General features: G+C 53.8%; 20 protein-coding genes. 8 read left to right on the top strand and 12 right to left on the bottom strand.

Annotated elements, in window-relative coordinates; genetic code table 11:
* The 5 genes from CI070_RS14085 to CI070_RS13015 all read left to right on the top strand — a co-directional run.
* Positions 1-1029: RHS repeat domain-containing protein (locus CI070_RS14085; protein WP_256943599.1), on the top strand; the 1029-nt coding region annotated here is incomplete at its 5' end.
* Positions 1030-1038: 9 nt separating this feature from the next.
* The gene (locus CI070_RS13020) at positions 1039-1353 is read left to right on the top strand and encodes a hypothetical protein (protein ID WP_143245716.1); all 315 of its coding nucleotides are present in this window, start codon (positions 1039-1041) and stop codon (positions 1351-1353) included.
* A gap of 126 nt (positions 1354-1479) precedes the next feature.
* A complete protein-coding gene (locus CI070_RS03780) occupies positions 1480-2184 on the top strand; it encodes an RHS repeat-associated core domain-containing protein (RefSeq protein WP_143245715.1) in 705 nt (234 codons plus the stop codon).
* Positions 2177-2563 carry a DUF6714 family protein gene (locus CI070_RS03775; RefSeq protein WP_094137256.1) on the top strand — a complete coding sequence of 129 codons (387 nt, stop codon included), beginning with the start codon at positions 2177-2179 and terminating at the stop codon, positions 2561-2563. Before CI070_RS03780 ends, CI070_RS03775 begins: the two co-directional genes overlap by 8 nt.
* A gap of 819 nt (positions 2564-3382) precedes the next feature.
* A complete protein-coding gene (locus CI070_RS13015; protein WP_143245714.1) occupies positions 3383-3595 on the top strand; it encodes a hypothetical protein in 213 nt (70 codons plus the stop codon).
* A 112-nt stretch (positions 3596-3707) separates the two neighbouring features.
* Here the strand turns inward: CI070_RS13015 and dtd are convergent, their stop codons facing one another.
* The 6 genes from dtd to CI070_RS03740 form a co-directional block, all read right to left on the bottom strand.
* Complete coding sequence (dtd, locus tag CI070_RS03765; protein WP_094137255.1) at positions 3708-4160, bottom strand: D-aminoacyl-tRNA deacylase; 453 nt, start codon at positions 4158-4160, stop codon at positions 3708-3710.
* Positions 4157-4933 (bottom strand): hypothetical protein, encoded by a 777-nt coding sequence (locus CI070_RS03760; RefSeq protein ID WP_143245713.1) that lies wholly within the window; start codon positions 4931-4933, stop codon positions 4157-4159. Before CI070_RS03760 ends, dtd begins: the two co-directional genes overlap by 4 nt.
* On the bottom strand, positions 4890-5432 hold the full coding sequence (locus CI070_RS03755) for a hypothetical protein (RefSeq protein WP_256943598.1): 543 nt from the start codon (positions 5430-5432) through the stop codon (positions 4890-4892). The genes CI070_RS03760 and CI070_RS03755 overlap by 44 nt, the downstream gene beginning before the upstream one ends.
* 94 nt (positions 5433-5526) lie before the next feature.
* Positions 5527-5769, bottom strand: a complete 243-nt coding sequence (locus CI070_RS03750) for an acyl carrier protein (RefSeq protein WP_012420022.1) — start codon at positions 5767-5769, stop codon at positions 5527-5529.
* 131 nt (positions 5770-5900) lie between these two features.
* A complete protein-coding gene (locus CI070_RS03745) occupies positions 5901-6629 on the bottom strand; it encodes a type III pantothenate kinase (protein WP_094137252.1) in 729 nt (242 codons plus the stop codon).
* Positions 6630-6634: 5 nt separating this feature from the next.
* Positions 6635-7762 carry an MGDG synthase family glycosyltransferase gene (locus CI070_RS03740; protein ID WP_094137251.1) on the bottom strand — a complete coding sequence of 376 codons (1128 nt, stop codon included), beginning with the start codon at positions 7760-7762 and terminating at the stop codon, positions 6635-6637.
* Positions 7763-7988: 226 nt separating this feature from the next.
* Between CI070_RS03740 and fmt the strand changes: the two genes are divergently transcribed.
* Together fmt and CI070_RS03730 are read left to right on the top strand one after the other, a co-directional pair.
* On the top strand, positions 7989-8933 hold the full coding sequence (gene fmt, locus CI070_RS03735) for a methionyl-tRNA formyltransferase (RefSeq protein ID WP_094137268.1): 945 nt from the start codon (positions 7989-7991) through the stop codon (positions 8931-8933).
* Entirely contained in the window at positions 8934-10940 is a 2007-nt protein-coding gene (locus CI070_RS03730) for an ATP-dependent helicase (protein ID WP_094137250.1), read from the top strand.
* A 211-nt stretch (positions 10941-11151) separates the two neighbouring features.
* Here CI070_RS03730 and CI070_RS03725 read toward each other — a convergent pair whose 3' ends face one another.
* The 3 genes from CI070_RS03725 to CI070_RS03715 form a co-directional block, all read right to left on the bottom strand.
* Positions 11152-13440, bottom strand: coding sequence for a sodium:solute symporter family transporter (locus CI070_RS03725; RefSeq protein WP_094137249.1), 2289 nt, complete (start codon positions 13438-13440; stop codon positions 11152-11154).
* Positions 13441-13449: 9 nt separating this feature from the next.
* Positions 13450-14628, bottom strand: a complete 1179-nt coding sequence (gene galK / locus CI070_RS03720) for a galactokinase (protein WP_094137248.1) — start codon at positions 14626-14628, stop codon at positions 13450-13452.
* Positions 14629-14845: 217 nt separating this feature from the next.
* The gene (locus CI070_RS03715) at positions 14846-16222 is read right to left on the bottom strand and encodes a sugar transferase (protein WP_094137247.1); all 1377 of its coding nucleotides are present in this window, start codon (positions 16220-16222) and stop codon (positions 14846-14848) included.
* Between the two features lie 398 nt (positions 16223-16620).
* Here CI070_RS03715 and CI070_RS03705 point away from each other — a divergent pair, with 398 nt between their 5' ends.
* Entirely contained in the window at positions 16621-17286 is a 666-nt protein-coding gene (locus tag CI070_RS03705) for a hypothetical protein (protein WP_094137245.1), read from the top strand.
* 207 nt (positions 17287-17493) lie between these two features.
* Here the strand turns inward: CI070_RS03705 and CI070_RS03700 are convergent, their stop codons facing one another.
* The 3 genes from CI070_RS03700 to CI070_RS03690 all read right to left on the bottom strand — a co-directional run bounded on the left by CI070_RS03700 (position 17494) and on the right by CI070_RS03690 (position 20658).
* A complete protein-coding gene (locus tag CI070_RS03700; RefSeq protein WP_179218556.1) occupies positions 17494-18228 on the bottom strand; it encodes a L,D-transpeptidase family protein in 735 nt (244 codons plus the stop codon).
* An 88-nt stretch (positions 18229-18316) separates the two neighbouring features.
* Positions 18317-20206, bottom strand: a complete 1890-nt coding sequence (locus CI070_RS03695) for a hypothetical protein (RefSeq protein ID WP_094137243.1) — start codon at positions 20204-20206, stop codon at positions 18317-18319.
* Between the two features lie 17 nt (positions 20207-20223).
* Positions 20224-20658 carry a hypothetical protein gene (locus CI070_RS03690; RefSeq protein WP_143245711.1) on the bottom strand — a complete coding sequence of 145 codons (435 nt, stop codon included), beginning with the start codon at positions 20656-20658 and terminating at the stop codon, positions 20224-20226.
* Position 20659: the final 1 nt, after the last annotated feature.

Raw genomic sequence — 20659 nt, 5'->3', positions numbered from 1 at the left:
TACCTGTACCGGGGTTATTTGCAAATAGCCGCCTTGGACATGCTCAACAGCCGGAACGTGATTCGAACACTGTTGTGGGATCCTCTGGAACCGACAGCCACCCGCCCCCTGGCCCTCATGCAGGGCGCTTCCCTTTACTGCTACGGCATGGACTTCAACAAGAATGTGACGGAGGTGTTCGACGCACAGGGAACGATCGCGGCGGTTTACGATTACTCGCCCTATGGACAGGCGGCTTCCACGGGAGACCTCGTCCAGCCCGTCCAGTGGTCCGCCGAGATGCACGACGATGATCTCGCCCTGGTTTATTATAATTACCGCTATTACACCCCCAGAGACGGAAGGTGGATCAATCGCGATCCCATCGCCGAAAAAGGAGGATGGAATTTGTATGCCTTCCTCGGTAACAGCACTCAAGATCAGGTTGATGCTTTGGGGTTGATAGGAATATTTGGATTATTAGGAGGAGCTTTAATAGATTATGGTTTTCAAGTTACTGCAAACTATATTCAAGGTAAAGAAGATCCTTGGACAGATATAGATTGGGGCTCAGTTACAACTTCTGCAGCTCTAGGGGCTGCAGGAATACCTGGAAATGTAAAAATAGGGAAAAATATATATAAAAATGTTAAGGAGGCTGTTAAGATGCGCAAACGCATTAAAAACAGTCAAAAAATTCAAACGTGTAAAGAAAAATTACCAACAGCTCATCAGAAAAAACTTTTAAAAAGAAAACAGAAAAGGGAAAATATTTATTATGGATATAAAAATGAAATAAAGGACAATTTTTTAATAGGAATTATCCGAGGATTAGCTAAAAATATAGGTTCTGAGGTTTATGAAAATTATAAAAACACGTTAGGAGACAAGTACGAAAAATGCTGTCAAGATATCATAGTAATAATTATAGTAGAAATAGAAGTAGAAATAAGAATAGATTCTTTTCAACAATATGAGAATAACAATATCATCATTGAGGAAAACCCAAATTATACACCACCTATAAGACCATTTTATCCTTTAAGATAAATACAAATAATGAATTACTTATATATCTTTTCTTTTGCATTAGCCATTGGCTTATCTTTTTATGTGTATGGATTAAAAAAAGGAGCATGGTATTTTTTTATAACATTTTTTATTATCTTATTAGGAATTATAGCCGACGATTTATTATCCCCTCACACAACTATAATCACAATATTAATATTATCAATTTTATTCTATTTTTATAGAAAATTTTTTCCATTAAAAAATAGAATAGAAAATAAAAAAACCATCAAAGAAAATATTCATCCTAGAAAAGTGAAAAAACGGTTCCGAAATAAACAAAAATCTTCTAAATATAAATAATAACGATAGAATTACGTATGTTTAATACACTGGACCGAGATTTGGACATTGTTGTGGGATCCTCTGGAACCGACAGCCACCCGCCCCCTGGCCCTGGTGCAGGACGCTTCCCTTTACTGCTACGGCATGGACTTCAACAAGAATGTGACGGAGGTGTTCGGTGGAGATGGACGTATCGCGGCGGCTTACGATTACTCGCCCTATGGGGCCGTGACCAGTACGGGCAGCCTCGTCCAGCCCGTCCAGTGGTCCTCCGAGATGCACGACGAAGATTTCGCCCTGGTTTATTACAATTACCGCTATTACAACCCCAGAGACGGCAGGTGGATCAATCGTGATCCCATCGCCGAAAAAGGAGGATGGAATTTGTATTCGTTCGTAGGGAATAACCCTATTGATAGTTTTGATATTAATGGTCAAAATGCTATGGCAAGAGCTGTTCCTTTTGCCGCAGGAGCTGCAGCCGTAGATGGGCTTCTTCCAATTGGCGATGTAATAGGAGCAATTGTAATAGTTTCTGCAGGTGCTTATGATTTATCACAGCCAGGTCCAGGAACTGGAAATTGTACCCGTTTATTTCATGGAATGTTACAAAGTGCTGTTAATGCAGCTAAAATAGAGACAGCATTACTGGGTAAATGTAAGGACGCAGATTGTTGTTGGCTGTTGAAAATCAAGGCTGCAACTTGGCTAAAAAATGCAATTGCTCGAGATACTATTAACTCCAAATGTTACCAAGGAGGAGATTCAGGACACCGGAAAGCATCTGAACAAGCTTGGACAAACGTAATCAATTGTCAAAGAAAAATAAAAATAAAGTGTAATGGATGATTTTTTTAAAGAAGTAAAAGCCGCATTTCCTATATACCCTATTCCTTCCTTTGATTTGGTATATGGTTATAAAATATCTAGCGAAGAATCATATGAAGAACTTATTCTGTTGGAAGGTAAGGAATGGACGTTAATAGAATCGAATTATCTACAAAATCATTACACATTTCCTTTCTGGCTTTCCATATCCGGATTACATTATTATCTACCGGCTATCATGATTTTTTCCTGGAATGAATATATAAATAAAAAAGATATTGTTTTAGTTGCTGATTCGGCTGCATTGGCTCTAGAAAAATTTAATGATTATAGCATATATACAACCTCACAGCTGAATGTACTAATAAAATGGGCCGATATGTTAAATTTTGAAATTTAATTGCAAAAAATCAAGAATTTTATTTAGCTATTTTATTAAAATAAATCAAAATTATATAGAATAATCTTGCCATAAGATTTCAAAAAAAATCTGGTTGTTGATATTCAGCAAATTGCTCAACGAACAACAGGAAAAAATGAATAAAACAAGGCTAAAGTAAAAAATATCGAAATATTTTATAATAGGTAGGAAATTTACATGAGAAATTATAGAATCAGACTGGAAAAACTATGGAAATGGGAAAAATTGAACATTAGAAAATGCTAAAAAAGAGGCTATTTTAATAGTTGCTAAAATGATGAAAAAAATATGTAGAGATCAGACGAACACAGTAAAAGATATATTATAGTTATGAAAAAATATATTAATTTTTTTAAAAAAATACCAGCAATATCTTGGATATGTTATCTGATAGGGATATCAAAAGGCATATTAGAGTATTTCCAGATATATGATTCTACAACGCTATTTAACAAATACTCGCGCGCAATAAACTTATCCTATGGAGAATATTATGGAAATGATAAATTTGATGTTACCATCACAGATATTTTTATATGTTTCGAAACAATATTAATCTGGATAGTATTAGGATATATCATAACAATGTTAAATGATATACGGTTAATTAAAAATAAAATTCAGAAATAACAGTCGCCAACCATGAACGCTACCTGTACCGGGGTTATTTGCAGATAGCCGCCCCGGACATGCTCAATAGCCGGAACGTGCTCCGCACGCTGTTGTGGGATCCTCTGAAACCGACAGCCACCCGCCCCCCTGGCCCTCGTGCAGGATAATACCCTTTACTGCTACGGCATGGACTTCAACAAGAATGTGACGGAGGTGTTCGATGGAGATGGACGTATCGCGGCGGCTTACGACTACTCGCCCTATGGACAGGCGGCTTCCACGGGAAATATTGGCCGGCTAGTGGAGCGTCCGGCCTTAGTTATTTCAGGGCCAGGTTCGAATCTACGTAAATATAATATTCCTCCTTTTTCAAGGACAGATTTTCAGGAGGAGCAATAGATTTATCAGCAATATTTTGCTATGTTCATACGAAAATAGAGAGCAAGCAGGGAGACCGGGGTAAAGCTAACTATATAGGCTTCTTTGATGGTGTTCATAAAGACCCTTCCCATCACTCTCTTTTCCTGGAGTCCATGAAAATGGTCACCGGACCGTCGTTAATCAGGGAAACCTGCATATCCGCTCCGAATTCACCGCTTTCCACCCTGCCTTCCAGCAAAGACGCCAGTTCCTTCTTAAACAGCTCATACAGAGGAATGGCCCGCTCAGGCCTCGCAGCGCGGATGAAAGAGGGCCTGTTCCCTTTCCGGGTGGAGGCATGCAGCGTAAACTGGCTCACCACCAACGCGCTTCCACCCACCTCCTTTACGGAAAGATTCATTTTTCCGTCCGCGTCGGAAAAAATGCGCATGGCCGCCGCCTTGTTGGCAAGCCAGCTCACATCTTCTTCCGTATCCTCCTCTTCAATGCCCGCCAGAATTAGCAGACCGGGCCCCACGGCCCCCACGCAAACACCGCCGATATGAACGGCGGCCTTACTGACGCGTTGAATAACCAGCCTCACGGTTCCTCTCCTTTCCCCCTCAGGATAGTCACCTTCGTCCCCGGCCTGGTCAGCATGGCCAGTTCATTGCAGTCCTGCCGACTCAGATAAAACCCCGGCGAGCGGGGCGTGCCGCGGGCGGCGTCAATGACATAGCCTCCCGCCGCCAGCACCAGCGTCTTATCCGCAGAAGGAAACTGCCTGCTGTAGATGGACACGGGGGCCTGCTCATCCTTTACGGTCGTTTCCACATTCTTTTTTCCCCCGTCCTTCATGGAGAGGATGGGGTATCCCTTGACAAAATCCGTTCCGTCGTAAAGGCAGATTTCCTTTTCCGGCACGTTTACCACTACATGGAAATCCAGAGGCCGGTACTTGAATACATCTCCCGTGTGAAGAGCAGGAATATCCATCAGACCGTTCAGGTGGACCATCATGGCCTGGGAGCAACCCAGTTTCCTGACCATGCGTATCCAGGAATCTCCCTTTCGCACGGTATATTTCCTCACGTCCGGCCCGTTGGGATCCAGCAACTGGCGGATGCGCAGCCTTCCGATGAGTTCCTTCGCCTCTTTCCCCACCACGCCTCCCTGTTCCGCCAGGGGCTGCAACAGTTCCAGAGCTTTCGGCAGACTGCCGCGGTCCATCAGGCGGCGGGCTTCTGCAAGAGTCTCCGGACGGCGCGGCCAGAGGGAATAATTTTCTCCGTCCGCCAAAACTTCCTGAGCGCAGAAAGCCGCCGCCAAAAGGCTAAAGAAGACCTTTGCGCTTGAAGTCAAAGATATTGATTTCATGGGATTTTTGTATCATTTCCACCGTGAATTTCAAGAGGGAGACCTCCCATGCGTCATCCACCCCCTCAATGAGAGCCATGAACGTATCCTCCCCATTGCGCACCTGATCCAGCAGCCGGCCGCGCACGGAATCAAGCGGTTCATGCAGAATTTCCTCGCTCACTTCCGACCTTTTGAATCTGAATCCGTATTCCAGCAGCGTCAGAAAGCCCGGCCCATTTTTGGAAAGCCAGTCAAAAAAGCGCCTGGCCTCTCCGGAAAAACCCTCCGTACTGATTTCATTGTAAATGGAAGGCCGTATGATTTTCGGTTTCTCCGCTTCCACCCAGCCGCTGCGCACGCGCACCACGTTCACCTCATCCATCAGTTCGCTGAGGAGAAGAAAATTAAACCTGGTATCGCCAAAAGTATCAATGCGGCGGTCCGGTTCATACACCACCCGCGTCATCTCCGCCGCATAGCGGATATCGTCACGGGAAAAGGAAGGCAGGTCACTCATGGAAGAAAAGGCAGAGGGGCTTTCCATGAAAAAGCGGCTTCCTTGCCTTGCACAGGGAAGCCGCTTTTGTAATAAAGGATTTTAGCAGTGTAACTTAACCCTGAACCTTTTCGATGTAAGCAACGACGTCGGCCACGGACTGAAGTTTTTCGGCTTCTTCGTCGGGCACTTCAATGTCAAAGTTTTCTTCGAAAGCCATCACGAGTTCAACGGTATCCAGCGAATCAGCACCGAGATCCTCGATGAATTTCGCATCAGCAGTCACTTTATCGGATTCAACGCCAAGTTGGTCGACGATGATACTTCTTACTTTTTCTTCGATGCTGTTGTCAGACATGATATTTATTGTTAAGGTTCATTGATACTACATGGGGTATGCGCCATTGGCAATACCTATTTATGAGTTTTTACGCGTCATCCGGCCACGGCGCCAGAAGCAACAGGCTTCCAGCCGATTTTGCCCGCTCTTTAAAGATTCAGCACGGCGGCTATGCGCAAGCCGTTCAGCGTAATGTCAGAGTCCACATGGTCAATGCGCTCCACTCCCCTGGCGATCAGCGCTGCGTCCCCCCCCGTAGCGACCACGGCCGGACGCACGCCCAGCTCACCTTCCAGCCGGGCCAGAATTTCCTTCACCAGCCCCCGGTAGCCGTACACGGCACCGGATTGCATGGCCTCTACTGTGCTGGTCCCAATGACGCGGGACGGCTCCTGGGGGTCAATGGCGGGAAGAAGCGCCGTATTGCGCTCCAGATAATCCCCCATGCTGGCAAGCCCCGGCGCAATAACGCCGCCCATGTAGGTGCATTGGGGCCCGATCACGTCAAAAGTCACGGCGGTGCCGAAATCCACCACCACGCACGGATACCCGTAATAAGCCGCGGCGCCTACGGCGTTCGCCAGCCTGTCGGCCCCTATCTGGCGCGGATGGGGATAGTCGATACCCACGCCCAGCCGGGAATCGCAGGAAAGGAAATGGCAAGGTTTGACAATCCAGTTTTTCAGCTCTTCCGCTACGCGCGGCACGACGGAACACACCACGGCGGCATCATAACGGACGCCGGCCAGCACCTCGTCCAGCCGCTCCCCGCTCACCTCCCGGGTGGGAATCATATACCGTTCCGGCAACAGAGCTTCCGGCGAAGAGAGCACGAACTTGGTGCGCGTGTTGGAATTGTCAATCAGAAGATAGGTCACGGGAATCAGTTAGTATGTTCCTCCACCAGTTTCAAGGCCAAATCCGCTATTCCGGCGCTTCCTCCGGTCATCCCCGCCCGCAGCAGGTTTTCATACATGCGCCGCCACTGAGCTCCGCCGTCCGCCATCATTTCCTGAAGAGCGGACGCCAGGGCGCGGACGTCCGGCACATGGCCGCCGCCGCCCAGTTTTTCCAGGAGACGGGTATTGCCCTCCTCCTGGCCCGGAAGAAGAAAGTTCACCAGCATGGGCCGTGCGGCCGCAAGCACTTCGTGCACGGTAGCCCCTCCCGCTTTCCCGACCACTACATGGCTGGCGGCAAGATAGGAAGGCACGCGGCGCGTCCAGCCGCGCACCGTCAGCCTGCGTCCGTATCTGGCGCGCAAATCCCGGATGCGGGGATAAATGCGCCGGAACCGGCGCCCCAGAATACAGGTCACATGCAGGGCGGGATTCGCATCCAGCATACCCTCCAGTTCCGCCCGGGCATGCCGTGCGGAACGCTGGGCGAAGTAAAGCACCCGGAACGGCTCCCCTTCCTTCCAGGAAAGAGGATGCTCCTTCGCCAACGCCCCCAGAACGGGATTGACGGGAAATCCCGTAACGCGCAGCCTGTCCTGCGGCAGCCCCTTTTCCTCCATGATGGCCCTTGTCCAGGGATCCGTCACGGCCCAGAGCGGGGACTCGGAACACAGCCATAATTTATTGATGACGAAGGAATCCGTCACGACGGTCAGGTAAGGAACCGCCCTGCCCGTGCGGGACGCCAGGGAATCCAGCATGTAGGGATATACCATATAGGTGCAGACTACGGCATCCGGCTTCCATTCCCGCAGAAGACGTTCCAGCAGACGCTCCACGGGGGCGATTCCCCTGATGGGCTTTTCCGCCATATTGCGTTTATCGCTCACCTCATACATCAGTTTCCAGAGGCGGGGCATGCAGGAAATCGTCCACAGATAGGCGGCGCGCGTCAGGCGGAACATCCGGGGCATCGCCTCCGCGCACAGGTCCGTAACGCGGACTTCCGCGCGCCCCGCGAGAGCATCCCGCACTCCCCTGGCTGCGGAATTGTGCCCTTCCCCGTATCCTGCGGTCACAATCAGAATGCGCGGCAACCGTCCTTTCTGCATAGAACGGGATATACCAATATTCCGCTCCACTGGAAAGAACTTCTTGCAGTCAGGCGGACATGAGGGGAAGCGCCCCAGGGCAGGAAGCGTCCGGAACAAACATTTCCCGCAGCAACTCTCCCGGGCGGAAAGTAACGGCAAAAAACGGCCTTTCCTCCCTATGATTCCCTTCTCAAAATCGGATTTAACATTGACCTGCGCAGGCCGTCAGGGCAAGCTTCCAGCCATGCGCATCGTCTTTATGGGCACAGGCGACATTGCCATTCCCGCCTTCCGCAGCCTGATTCGTCACTCGGATCTGGCAGGCCTGGTCACGCAGCCCGACCGTCCCGTCGGCAGACACCAGGTGCTTACAGCCCCGGCCATCAAAAATATTGCCAGGGAAGCGGGCATTCCCGTGCTCCAGCCGCATTCCCTGCGCAGTCCGGATGCGCTGAGCAACCTCAGGAGGTTGAATCCGGATCTGATCGTGGTCATGGCATACGGGCAAATTCTGAGCCAGGAAGTGATTGATATGGCGCCCATGGGCTGCATCAACGCCCATGCCTCCCTCCTGCCGCGCCACCGCGGAGCGGCCTGCATCCAGTCCGCCATCAAGTCCGGAGATGCAGAAACGGGCATCACCATCATGCACATTGTCAGGAAGCTGGACGCCGGGGACATTATCGCCCAGATCAGCACTCCCCTGGAAGGCACGGAAACCGGAGGCACGCTGCATGACAAGCTGGCCAGGATGACGCCGGATGTGCTGCTGCCCGTCATCCATTCCATTGAAAAAGGGACGGCCACGCGCATCCGCCAGCAGGAAATCCTAGCTACATACGCTCCTAAACTCCTGCGGGCGGACGGAAAAATCGACTGGACCCGCCCCGCAGAAGAAATCGGCCGCATGATCCGGGCATATGACCCGTGGCCCGGCACCTTCACCAATTATTGGAACCGCAAAAAACGCATCCGCAACATGAAAATCTTTCCCGGCTTCACCATCCTCCCGGAAGCGAAAGGGAAACCGGGCCAGGTACTCTCCGCCGGGGAGCAGGGGCTTCTGATCGCCTGCGGAAGCGGAGGATTGCTGGTGACAGACGTCCAGCTTGAAGGCAGCACGCGCATGAATATCTCCCAGCTCATTGCCGGCCACCCGAATTTGAAAGATATCCATTTTGACGTATAAATGGCCAAATCCTTTTCCATGGAGAGCCTGAACGCGGCCCAGAAGAAGGCCGTGCAGACCCTGCAGGGGCCCGTGCTGATCCTGGCCGGGGCCGGAACAGGCAAGACGCGCACCGTCACCTGCCGCATCGCCCATATGGTGGACCGGGGCATCAGCCCCAAAAGCATCCTGGCCGTGACGTTCACAAACAAGGCTGCCCTGGAAATGCGGGAACGCGTAGGCCAGATGGTGGAACGCAAAGCGGCGCGCCAAATAATGGTGAGCACCTTCCATTCCCTCTGCGTGCGCATCCTGAGAGAGGACATAGGGCGCCTGGGGTACAAGACCAATTTCACCATTTACAGCGGTTCCGAGCAAAGCGGCCTGATCCGGCGACTGATTGTGCGCCATGGCGGCATTACGGAGAAAATCACGCCCAAGGACGTGCTTTCCTCCATGAGCCGGATGAAAAACAGCGGCCTGGGCCTTGACTCCATTGAAGACAACCTGACGGCCAACATCGCCGCCTCCTACCAGCGGGAGCTTCAGGCGCAGAATTCCGTGGACTTTGACGACCTGCTGATTCTGGCGGACAAATTGCTGAAGGAACACCGGGACGTCAGGGAGGCGTGGCAACAGCGCTTCCGCTATATCACCGTGGATGAATTCCAGGACACCAACAGTCTCCAAATGAGCCTGCTGGGCCATCTGGTGGGCCCGGAACACAATGTCTGCGTGGTGGGTGACGACGACCAGTCCATCTATGGCTGGCGCGGAGCCCAGATCAGCAATATCCTGGAATTCGAACGCTTTTTTCCAAATCCCTCCGTCATCAAGCTGGAGGAAAATTACCGCTGCACCGCCCCCATTCTGGACACGGCCAATGCCCTGATCCGCCATAACCTGGGCCGGAGGGACAAGACGCTGCGCGCCCACAAAGGCGGTGGAGAAGCCGTCCGGCTGATTTCCATGCCCGGAGACGCGGAAGAGGCTGAATTCATCATCACGGACATTGAAAACGTCCGCAGGCAGGAAGGCCGCCCCTGGGAGGACTTCGCCATTCTGTTCCGGGCCAATACCCAGAGCCGCGTTATTGAACAAACGCTCCGGGAACACAAAATTCCCTACCGCATGGTGGGCGCGCAGAGTTTTTTCGACCGCAAGGAGGTAAAGGACCTCATTTCCTATCTGGCGACTATCGAAAACCCGCAGGCTGACGAATATCTGCTGCGCATCCTCAACACGCCGCCGCGCGGCATCAGCGAGCTGACCAGCCATCTGGCCATCGACTGGAGCCGGGAGCACGGCAACAGCGTCTGGGCCGCCCTCCAGGACGAAGAATTCCTGGCGGCCCTTTCCACCCGCGCACGCAACAGCGTACAGGCGTTCAATGAGCTGATTGCAAAATACATTGACCTTTTCCAGGACAAGGAAACCGACTTCGGAGACATCCTGGAGCAGCTTATTGAGGAAACCGGGTTCAGTGAATACGTCACGCGCCTGTGCAAGACGGAAGCTGAAATCCAGAAACGGCTGGTGTCCATCGGGGATGTGAAAGCCTCTCTCCGCAACTTCTGGCAACCCGGGAAAACCCTCCGGGACTACCTGGCCCAGGTCACCCTGGACAAGGAGGATAATGATGACGACGTGGAGAACAAGCCCGGCGTATGCCTGATTACCATGCACGCCGCCAAGGGACTGGAATTCCCGGCAGTGTACCTCGTGGGGCTGGAGGAAGGCATTCTTCCCCACAAGCGTTCCCTGGAAGACGGCAATTGCGACGAAGAACGCCGCCTGCTTTACGTAGGCATCACGCGCGCGCAGGAAAAACTCATGCTGACCTATTGCGCCACGCGCCTGCGCTACGGAGACCGCATGCCTTGCCAGCGTTCCTCCTTCCTCAGTGAAATTCCCCCCCACCTGATGGAATATTCCCAATGGGAGGATCTCATGAACGCGGAAGCGACGGAAGAGGAATCCGGGAACTTCTTTGACTCCCTGCGCAGCATGCTTCTGGAAGAGGAATAAAAGCAGCCTGGCGTCTTACCGGCCTCTTTTCAATGGTGGCGAAGGACAAGACGCCGTTGCCGCCCGGAAACGCCAGTCTGCCGGTTTCACAGGCCAGGTTTTCATAATAAGACCGTCCAGGCAGTTTGTCAGGGGTCTTTCCCGGACATGAAAAATCCTCCCGGCCTGAACCGGGAGGATTGAAAATACAGACCGGGAGGCCTTCCCTGAATTACCAGAAGATGATGTACAGGGCGACCGTCGCGGCAACCACGAACCATCCGAAGATTTTGGCCCGTGAAGAGGACTGAAGGGCCACCACGCCTCTGTCGGGCAGCACGATGGACTGCCCGCCGCGGGCGGCGTTCACCGCCGTGAAGATGAAGCCGATGAGCACTACCGTGATGAAACACACGGCCATGCGGTTCAGGAAGGCCATTTCCGGCTGCCACACTTTCAGGATTCCGTACAGGAGGGCATTAATGACGATGCCCAGCCAGCCGAAGATGCGCGGGCACTTGGGCACAAAGAAGCCGAAGAGGAACACGCACAGGGCGCCCGGGCTCAGGAAGCCCTGGAATTCCTGAATGAAGTTGAAAATGCCGCCAAAGGCCGGACTGTCCAGGAACGGAGCAATGGTCAGGGCGATCACGGCGCACACCAGCAACCCTATCTTGCCGACGGTAACCAGCTCCGTGGGCCCCGCGTTTCTGCGCAGCTTGTTGTAGATGTCCATCGTAAAGATGGTGGATGCGGAATTCAGCATGGACGCCAGGGAAGACACCACCGCGCCAAAAAGGGCTGCAAGTACAAACCATGTCCAGCCCGTGCCGGGAAGCAGTTTTCTGATCAGCGTGCCGAAAGCGGAGTCGTAATCAAAGCCTACCAGCGTATCCGTCAGATAGTAGTTATCTGAGTTATCCACGGCCGGCTTGATGATTTTGTTGTTAAGGGAAGCGATTTTTTCCACGAACGGGGCACGTTCCGCCAGCGTGGTCTGGTCGTTGGCGGCATCCGCCTTCAAATCGGCGCAGGCCTGTCTCAAATTGGCCATAACGTCTTCTTCCACCTTCATTACTTCCGCATTATGAATGGCATGAGCACAGCCTGCCTCCACGTTTTCCACCAGGAAGCTGTCCGTAAGCTTGTAGATGACGGGGCGGCCCTTGACGGCTGCGGGATCTTCCGTCTTACGGATTTCCGCCGCGTATTTCACTTCCGCCTGTTCCTTCAGGTCATTGCGGTACAGGTTGTAGGCCAGAATGCCGGGGACCACCACCACAAATGGGATGAGGAGCTTGAGGAACGCGGCGAACACAATGCCCATCTGGCCTTCCGCCAGGGATTTGGAAGCCAGCGTACGCTGCATGATGTACTGGTTGAGGCCCCAGTAGAAGAAGTTGGGGATCCACAGGCCCAGGCAAAGAGCCGTCCACGGGATTTCCGCATCATCCGCAGGGCGGATCATGTGCAGCTTGCCGCCCACGGTATTTACGCCGCTGGCCGCGTCACCGGAGTTCAGTTCAAAAAAGCGCGTCACCCCATGCCAGAGGCTGTCCGAAGGATTCCCCAGGGAGGCGACCGTCGCGCCGGAATTGGCGGCGGCGGATTGAATCAAATGGTTCGGGTCTGCGCCGCTGAGCTCCGTCAAGGCAAAATAGGCCACTACGCCGCCGCCCACAATCAGAGCGGCGCCCCAGAACAGGTCCGTCCAGGCGCAGGCTTTCAACCCGCCCACGAATACGTATACCGTGGCGCAGAAAGCAATGATGACGCAGCCGACGGTAATGTTGCCGAAGTCGATGCCCATGGCAGAGTATCCCGTGAAGAACACGGAGATCACCTTGGCGCCGGCATAAATCACGCCCGCAGTCGGCACGCCTACCAGAATCAGCAGCGTGGCAATGGCCATCAGGGAGCGAGCCAGCGTGTTATACCGGTATTCCAGGAATTCGGGAATCGTATATACACCGCCTTTCAACAACTTGGGAAGGAAACAGAAGGCTACAACCACCAGCGTGATAGCGGCCAGCCATTCATACCCGGCAATGGCCATGCCCACCCAGTTGGCGGATTTGCCGGACATCCCCACAAATTGTTCCGTGGAAATGTTGGCGGCAATCAGGGAGAAACCCACCAGCCACCAGGTCAGACCGCGGCCGGCCAGGAAATAATCTGAAGCACCTTTGGTTTTCTTTTCCTCTTCCGTTTCCTCAGGGTCACGGCTCTTCCAGATGCCCAGGGCGATTACGCCCACCACGACTACGCAGAAGAGAATGACTTCCACCATGGAAAGAGGAGCCGTCTTAGGTTCCGCGGAAACGGCCTGTACGGCATCCGCGGCGGGAGCCGCCGGCTGAATTTCCGCTGCCGGCTGGGCCTCTACGGCGGGAGTCACGGCCGGAGCGGCCAGGGCGGGCTGCGCATCGGCTGCCGTTTCAGGTACGGAACCCTCCTGGGCGGCTGCGCCCCACGTCATCAGGGCGAGCGCCCCGAATATGGTTGCTAGTGTCTTCATCATCAGTATGGATTAAGCTTGGTACAGAACACGGGCGCCTTCTCCGGCACGGGTCACGAGGTACGTGGTTTCAATACCCGTTTCCTGGCAGTAGCCGTCCAGAAGCTCCTGGGCCACCTTTTCCACGTCCTCCGTCTTCACCAGGGCCACAATGCATCCGCCAAACCCGCCGCCCGTCATGCGCGCGCCGTAAATGGAAGATGCGGAGGGAATACGGTCACAGAGGGAAACAAGGGTGTCCACCTCGGCACAGGAAACCTCATAGTCGTCACGCAGGGAAGCATGGCTGCCGCGCATGGCGACACCAGCCTCATCCCAATCCCCGCGGGCAAGGGCGTTCGCAAAAGCGTTCACGCGCGCATTTTCCCCAATGACATGGCGGGCGCGGCGGTAGCGCACGTCTCCAAGCTGTTCCCTGAAGGATTCCAGCAGCTCCAGCGTAGCTTCCCGCAGGGAGGGCACTCCCATGATGGAGGAAGCTTCCTCACACTGCTTGCGGCGCTGTCCATAAGCTCCGTCCGCCAGGGAATGCTTCACAGCGCTGTCCAGCACCAGTACGGAAACGGAATCATTATTCATCGGGACCAGCTCATATTCCAGAGAGGCGCAATCCAGTTTGAGAGCCATCCCCTTCTTGCCGTTGGCGGAAATAAACTGGTCCATGATGCCGCAGGGAACGTTCACGAATTCATGTTCCACGGCCTGCCCGATCAGGGCTACTTCCTTGGGATCTATGGCAACGCCGGCAAAAGCGGCGAGCGCCGTACAGACGGCGACTTCAAGAGCGGCGCTGGAAGAAAGGCCGCCGCCGCGGGGAACATTGCTGTCAATCAGCATATCCACAGGCCCGATTTCTATGCCGCGCCTGTGCAGATTGGCCAGAACGCCGCGGACATAATTGGACCAGAACGGTTCGCCGGGAATCAAGGCGTCTTCCACCGCAATTTCATGGATCTGGTCGCCCAGGGAACCGCAAAAGCGGTGTTTGCCCACGGGGGAGGGAGCCACAGCCACAACACAATGGTTATCAAGCGCCATAGGCATCACAAAACCGTTATTATAATCCGTGTGCTCACCGATAAGGTTCACACGTCCCGGTGCCGCTGCCACATGAGTAGGCGCCTGACCGAAATACTCGATGAAATACGGAGTCACCGTTTCTTTAGAGATTTCTCGCTGAACTAAATCCATAGTAAATTGATTTTGCCTTATCCCTTTCCGCACCTCAAGGTTAAAGTCTCTGTCCGGCAACAATTTTCTTCATCTTTCAACAAATACGCCAAATTCCGTTCCCGTCCGACTGTCGTATTCTTAAAAACAGGCTTGCTCCGCCCGTCATAGGGCTCCGGCCAGATTCCGAATCCCCGGAAAAAGACCGCCGACCTTGCAGTTCAGGGAGCCCTGGAAGCTACTTTGCCCCACGGGCGAAAAGCACCGCCGGAACGGTTTTCAAAAGCAGCTTGATATCCAGCCACAGAGACCAGTTGTCAATATACTTCATATCCAGCTCCACCAGCTTTTCAAATTCCCGGATATTGCTTCTTCCGGCAATCTGCCAGTACCCCGTCACGCCGGGCAGCACGCTCAACCTGCGGCGGTGGGCGTCGCTGGTAAAGGCTTCCGTTTCATAAACGGGCAGCGGCCGCGGGCCAACCAGGCTCATTTCCCCCTTCAACACATTAATGAGCTGGGGAAGCTCGTCGATGCTGAACTTGCGCAGGAAGCGCCCGAAGGAGAAAATGCGCGGGTCATGCTCCAGCTTAAAAATGGGGCCGTCCATGTCATTGCCGTACTTGGCTTTCACTTCATCCAGCCTTTTATCCGCGTCCCGGTACATGGTACGGAACTTCCACATGCCAAACTCGCGGCCATACAGCCCGGAACGTTTCTGGCGGTAAAAGACAGGGCCGCGATCCGACAGCTTGATGCCCACAGCAGCCAACACCCACAAGGGAGACGTTCCCACCAGAAGCGCAAGCGCTCCCGCCCAGTCCAGTATTTTCTTCAGCTGCCAGGAGGTGGTATAGGGGATGGGAGTTGATTTGTACACCAGCATTCTTGTTCCTCCGATCACGCCGAAATAGGTTTTGTGCACAGCGGGCATGCTTACCACCATGCTTGCGTAAAAATCGACTCCCATCTTGCCGCACAGCTCCACCAGGCACCGCGCCACGGAAGAGTCCACCTCCTCCGGCAGAAACACCACTTTGCTGACGCAGTCTTTAATCAGCAAATTCCTGACTACCGCACTGTCAACCTCTTCAGGAGCCATGACCAGCAGCTCCTTCCTGAAGTCCACATGATTTCTCTCCAGCATCCTGCGGAATTCTTTCACATGGTCCGGAGTTCCCACCACCAGCGTAGGGGCCTCTTCCACCAGCTTTTTTTCCGCCCGGAACCGGCTGACACGCAGCCAGAGGGAACCCAGAAAAGTAAGCAAATACGCCAGAAACTGAACACCAACGTCTGCGGAGAAGGGAACAAAGAACTTCCATATCATCACGCTCAACACCACAAAACAGGCATATGCCACCACAAACCGCCGGATGCTTTCCCTGAGCGTCATGCAGCGGAAGTAAACGCCGAACTGGTCACAACATATATACAGCAACAGAGACATCGTCAGAGGCGCCAGCACCAGAGTCCGCAGACGCCACGGTTCCGGAGCCACCCCATCCCACTGCCAGGACACAAATCCGACAACGAAGAAAACGACGAATGCGAGAACGGAAACAACAATCTTATTAATCCCGTAGGTAGTACGGTCTGCGTTTTGAATCAACATCGAGAGAATATGTAGATTAGTTGGTACTTAAATACTCCGTCATCGTCTTTTTGTCAAATTGTCAGCTCACTCTGAGCCTTGTCCGGCACGGCAGCGTGCCGTTCGTCTGGTCTTCTCTCCTCCGGATGCCGGAAAACCCAGAATGACGAGATACCGGCTTGCAAGAATCCGGCTCCCTGTGCATTGGTATACGCGTCAATCGACCGGACTGGCCACGCGCCTAGCCTGATCGCCCCCCCTATCAGACCTGCATGGACCGTTGATCGGGGCATGGGATCCCTTACTCCCGGCTTTTCTCATGGCAGCGGAACGTCCCGGCGATCCTCCGGATGGAATTTACTGCATACAGCGATAAATCCGGCATGACACCAACATAATCACCAACTTAGAATATAAGTATGTCACAACACAACACACAGGGAAGACAGGGCCAGGGGGCTCGCCGCCGCTACAACAAGGGCGGACGCTCCTATGGCAATGACCGCCGCGACTCCAGCGGTTACCGTCCCAAGTATAGAAAAGAAGCGCCCGCCAAACTCTCCTTGTGGCAGCGTTTTCTGGGCCTCTTCGGCATCCGTCCGTCCAAGAACAACAAGCATGCAGCCAGGGATAAAGCCGCCGCTAAAACCAACACCCGCGTAGCCCGCAACAGGCAGGACCGCGCTTCCGCCCCCAAGCAGCCCGTCTCCAACCGCCGGCTTTATGTGGGCAATCTTTCCTATGAAGCTACGGAAAGCGACCTGGAGGACGTGTTCAAGGGCATCGGGGAAGTCAATTCCGTGGAAATCATTTACAACCCCCGCACCCACAAGTCCAAGGGGTATGCTTTTGTGGAAATGAAGAAGATGGAAGACGCCATCCGTTCCGTGGACATCCTCCACAACCAGCCTTTCATGGGCCGCAATCTGCTGGTCAGCGGCGCCAATGAACGCCAGGAACAACCCCGGCAGCCCCGCGAAGACCGCGCGCCCAGGGAAGAACAGGCTTCCATGGCGGAAGTGAAGGAAACCTCCACTCCCCTGCTCCAGCCGGAAGCTCCCGCTCCCCAGTCCCAGGAACAATAACCTTTTTACCATGCGGAAGCCGGCCTTTCTTCAAAGGCCGGCTTCCTGCGTTTACGGGAAAGGGAACTCCAGGCAGCAGCGGACGTGCAGCCGGCACGGGGTCCAATGCCATCCCACCGGACCCGCCATCCGATGGTTTAAGCCAATCCCCTGCCTCTTCCCGCTCCGGGGCGGAGAGGAAACAGGCAGAAGGGTTATCTGAAAACGTCACGGCAGTCCCCAGGCTCCGCGCAGACGCAAATATTCCTTGGCGGGGAGCAAAATGTAAAGGGGATGCCTGGAAGGATCCAGCCATGCAATCATGGCCCTCAAATTTTCCTCGCTCATCGCGGTGCACCCGGCTGTAGGGGCGCCTCCGTCCCGGCGCCAGATATGGAAAAAAATGGAGGAACCCGCACCCGGCACGGGTTTCCGCCGTCCGTCTGCGGCATTATGCCGGATAAACAGTTTCAGACTGTGGGCGTAATCATTCAGCTTCATCTGCTGCTTGAACTCCCACGGCGTCACGGGATCATGCTTCAGTACAAAGTGCTGGTTGTACAGGGGAGAAGCAGGATCATCCACCCACATGTCCCGCGGCGTAATGCGGCGGTACGGCATGGAACGCTTTTTCTGCGGCGCGGGGACGGTTCCATATACGCCTCCCAGTTCAAAAATGCCCGCGGGAGAACGCAAGTCCCCCTCCTTCTTCACCGGCCCCCCGGCGGGAGGGAGGCTGACGCCCCTGCCCCAGACCAGCCCGGATTTTCCCAGACGCGCCGGAAACGGACCCTTCACCATCACCCAGCCGCGCGGCCCTTTCTCCAAAAGGCTCAACTGCACATGGGAACTATTCCACCCGTCCGCGGAACCTACAATCACCTGGCTGCAATCCGCCGGAAGAGCCGCAGCCGGAAAACAGAACGCCGCCAGCATGCACAAACACAGGTATACTGCCTTCATGAGCCGTAGCATAACGGCGCCGTTCCGGAAGAAAAGCAATTACTCCGTCTCCGCAGACACGCCATGCGGCGGAATTTATCCGTCCAGTTCAACGGAAAATTTCATCCAGCAGGGACTCAATTCCCTCCTTGGCAAACCGGGAATACAGATACAGCCTTTTAGCTTCCATGTACTTGCCCAGGGCGGATCCCACTTCTCCCTCATTCCTGCATTTTTCCGCATCATTCAGCAAATTCACCAGCGTGCTTGCCTTTGTCGTCAGGTCCAGATACCTGGCGTTCAGCTCCTGGTCATTGATGAACAGCTCCTGGTCTTTGGAACGCAGCTGCTGAAGCTCCTCCCAGGCGCCGTATACGTCCTGCATGGCTTCACGCTGACGCGCCGCGCCCAGGGCACGCTCAATAACGGCCATTTTGCCCAAATCTTCCACAAACTGCTTCTGGAGCTCCGGATCATCCTTCACCAGAACGGCAAATTCATGCTGGTTGTCAAAAATGCGGCGATAATTCTTACTCTTGTGGAAACGCTTGAAATCCTCCAGCGCGTGGGATTGCTGACCCGCGGCCATCATGGCGTTCCGCAGCGGAAGAAGGCGGGGGTTTTTCGGCCAGATTTCAATGGCGCTTTTCAGGCATTCCTCCAGTTTGGCGCGGTCTCCCCTGGCCAAGGCTTCCTGACCCTGGGAAATATAGGCGTCACTGGCGAATACGGCGGCGCTGATTGCGGATTCCGCACGGCCCGTGCTGAAATCCCTGGAAGTCTTCTTAAGGGCCTCCACCAGGGAAAGGGCCTCTTCATAATCTTTGCCGTTCATCAGCTCGAACAACTTTTCCACGTCCCGCTTGAAGGCATACAGCTTTTGCTTCTTCTCATACGGAAACGTATTTACGGCAGGCATGAATTCCCCGATCAGGAGGGCTTCGTTCAGCCGTTCCAGCGCATCCACATAATGACGGGAATCCACCAGATTGTTCACGGCCTTCATGTGCCGGTCGGAGTCACGGGCCAGCTCCCGGGAAAGATTGTCCAGAATAGCGACGGTGGGCGGAGCGCCCAGCGTGCCGCTGAACATCTTGGCGGCATCGGAATTTTTATCCAGCCGCAGCTTGGTATCCCCGTCATTGAACAGGCGGCTGTAAACGCCGCAGCCTATGGAAACATGGTCAAAACGCCGCTGGGCAAACAATTGAACCAGCGTAGACTGGAAAACAACCTTCGCTTCCGTCACCGTCAGCACCTGTTCACTCTCCAGCTTCAGCTTGCGGGCTTCCATCTCCACCACACGCTTTTCCAGGTATTTGTAACGGGGATTATTTTTCGCCGGATGATTGGAGGGAGCCCCCTTTTTCCCGCCCTTCTGGCCGGAGGGTGCACCGGAAATCGCCGTCACGCCGCTTTCCATCAGGCTCATCTTCTGGGCGTTGCTGCGGATTTCCCTCTCCACCGCCTCAAGCATCTTCCCCTTGTTTTTCCCATTGCTCCTGGCCTGCCACGCGGTGTAAATGGCCTGGCAGAGAGCGTCGGAAACGCCTCCGTCCAGCGGATTGCTGGAAGCGGCGGTCAACAGGTCCACTACCTGCCGCACCACATTATCCGCCGCCAGTTTTTCCTTGCGCATGGAGAGCGTCTCGTGAAGCTTTTCAAAGATTTTCTGATATTCCTTCGCATCCTCCGTGCTCTCTTCCGGCTGGCTCAGGTACTTGTTGAAACGCGCTTCAATCTCCCGGAAACTGCCCATGTTCAACGTCGTTCCGTTGATGGTCACCGTGCCGTCCTGAGGATTCAGAAAAGGCAGCTCATTGCCGTACAGGGACTTGGCATCCCCTTGCCTGGAAGGCTGGTAAGCATTCGGCTGAACGGCGGGAGGGGAGGAAGGGGACGCGGCAGGCGCGCCGCTGCCGGCTACAGGAGGATTGTACATCATCTGCCCCAGCGCGGGAACCGCGCAGGCCAGGGTCATCAAAAAACAGCATTTCATAGGATGAGGGAGATTGTTTATTTAGGCTGAATGGATGTAGCTACGCACACGCCGCGCACCTTCGGATTGATGTTTTCCACCTGGAACTCTATCCTGTATTGCTGATTCCGATTGATATTCTTCAATTTATTCCTGACCTCGGCGGAAACACAGACGGGAATGATGCACTCACGCCCGGAGGCATCTTTGTACAAGAAGGAAATAAGCTCGGACTCGCCGCGCTGAAAACGGTCAATCACCGTTCCGTCCAGCGCGTAATTGTTCTTGGAAAGCTGGGAGGCGTTCGCCGCCAGAATGTCCAGAGGTATATCCGACCCGGCCTGAGGCTTCTCCCCGGCACGGAACATGACCACTGCCACAATAACGGCCAGCACAAAAACCACCGCCACGACCGTCAAAACCAGCGCGGATGATGAGGAACTTTTCTTTTTTGCTGCACGCCGTCTCGCCATA

The organism is Akkermansia muciniphila (assembly GCF_900184965.1).
Taxonomy (GTDB): domain Bacteria; phylum Verrucomicrobiota; class Verrucomicrobiia; order Verrucomicrobiales; family Akkermansiaceae; genus Akkermansia; species Akkermansia muciniphila_A.
The sequence above is the reverse complement of the archived record's forward strand: the minus strand, read 5'-3'. Positions and strand labels throughout refer to the sequence as shown.

Excerpts from the sequence above, each read along its gene's own strand:
- CI070_RS13020 (WP_143245716.1), top strand. The coding sequence starts at position 1,039 with ATGAATTACTTATATATCTTTTCTTTTGCATTAGCCATTGGCTTATCT.
- CI070_RS03780 (WP_143245715.1), top strand. The coding sequence starts at position 1,480 with ATGGACTTCAACAAGAATGTGACGGAGGTGTTCGGTGGAGATGGACGT.
- CI070_RS03775 (WP_094137256.1), top strand. The coding sequence starts at position 2,177 with ATGGATGATTTTTTTAAAGAAGTAAAAGCCGCATTTCCTATATACCCT.
- CI070_RS13015 (WP_143245714.1), top strand. The coding sequence starts at position 3,383 with ATGGACTTCAACAAGAATGTGACGGAGGTGTTCGATGGAGATGGACGT.
- CI070_RS03760 (WP_143245713.1), bottom strand. The coding sequence starts at position 4,933 with ATGAAATCAATATCTTTGACTTCAAGCGCAAAGGTCTTCTTTAGCCTT.
- CI070_RS03755 (WP_256943598.1), bottom strand. The coding sequence starts at position 5,432 with ATGAGTGACCTGCCTTCCTTTTCCCGTGACGATATCCGCTATGCGGCG.
- CI070_RS03750 (WP_012420022.1), bottom strand. The coding sequence starts at position 5,769 with ATGTCTGACAACAGCATCGAAGAAAAAGTAAGAAGTATCATCGTCGAC.
- CI070_RS03740 (WP_094137251.1), bottom strand. The coding sequence starts at position 7,762 with ATGCAGAAAGGACGGTTGCCGCGCATTCTGATTGTGACCGCAGGATAC.
- fmt (WP_094137268.1), top strand. The coding sequence starts at position 7,989 with ATGCGCATCGTCTTTATGGGCACAGGCGACATTGCCATTCCCGCCTTC.
- CI070_RS03730 (WP_094137250.1), top strand. The coding sequence starts at position 8,934 with ATGGCCAAATCCTTTTCCATGGAGAGCCTGAACGCGGCCCAGAAGAAG.
- CI070_RS03725 (WP_094137249.1), bottom strand. The coding sequence starts at position 13,440 with ATGATGAAGACACTAGCAACCATATTCGGGGCGCTCGCCCTGATGACG.
- galK (WP_094137248.1), bottom strand. The coding sequence starts at position 14,628 with ATGGATTTAGTTCAGCGAGAAATCTCTAAAGAAACGGTGACTCCGTAT.
- CI070_RS03715 (WP_094137247.1), bottom strand. The coding sequence starts at position 16,222 with ATGTTGATTCAAAACGCAGACCGTACTACCTACGGGATTAATAAGATT.
- CI070_RS03705 (WP_094137245.1), top strand. The coding sequence starts at position 16,621 with ATGTCACAACACAACACACAGGGAAGACAGGGCCAGGGGGCTCGCCGC.
- CI070_RS03700 (WP_179218556.1), bottom strand. The coding sequence starts at position 18,228 with ATGAAGGCAGTATACCTGTGTTTGTGCATGCTGGCGGCGTTCTGTTTT.
- CI070_RS03695 (WP_094137243.1), bottom strand. The coding sequence starts at position 20,206 with ATGAAATGCTGTTTTTTGATGACCCTGGCCTGCGCGGTTCCCGCGCTG.
- CI070_RS03690 (WP_143245711.1), bottom strand. The coding sequence starts at position 20,658 with ATGGCGAGACGGCGTGCAGCAAAAAAGAAAAGTTCCTCATCATCCGCG.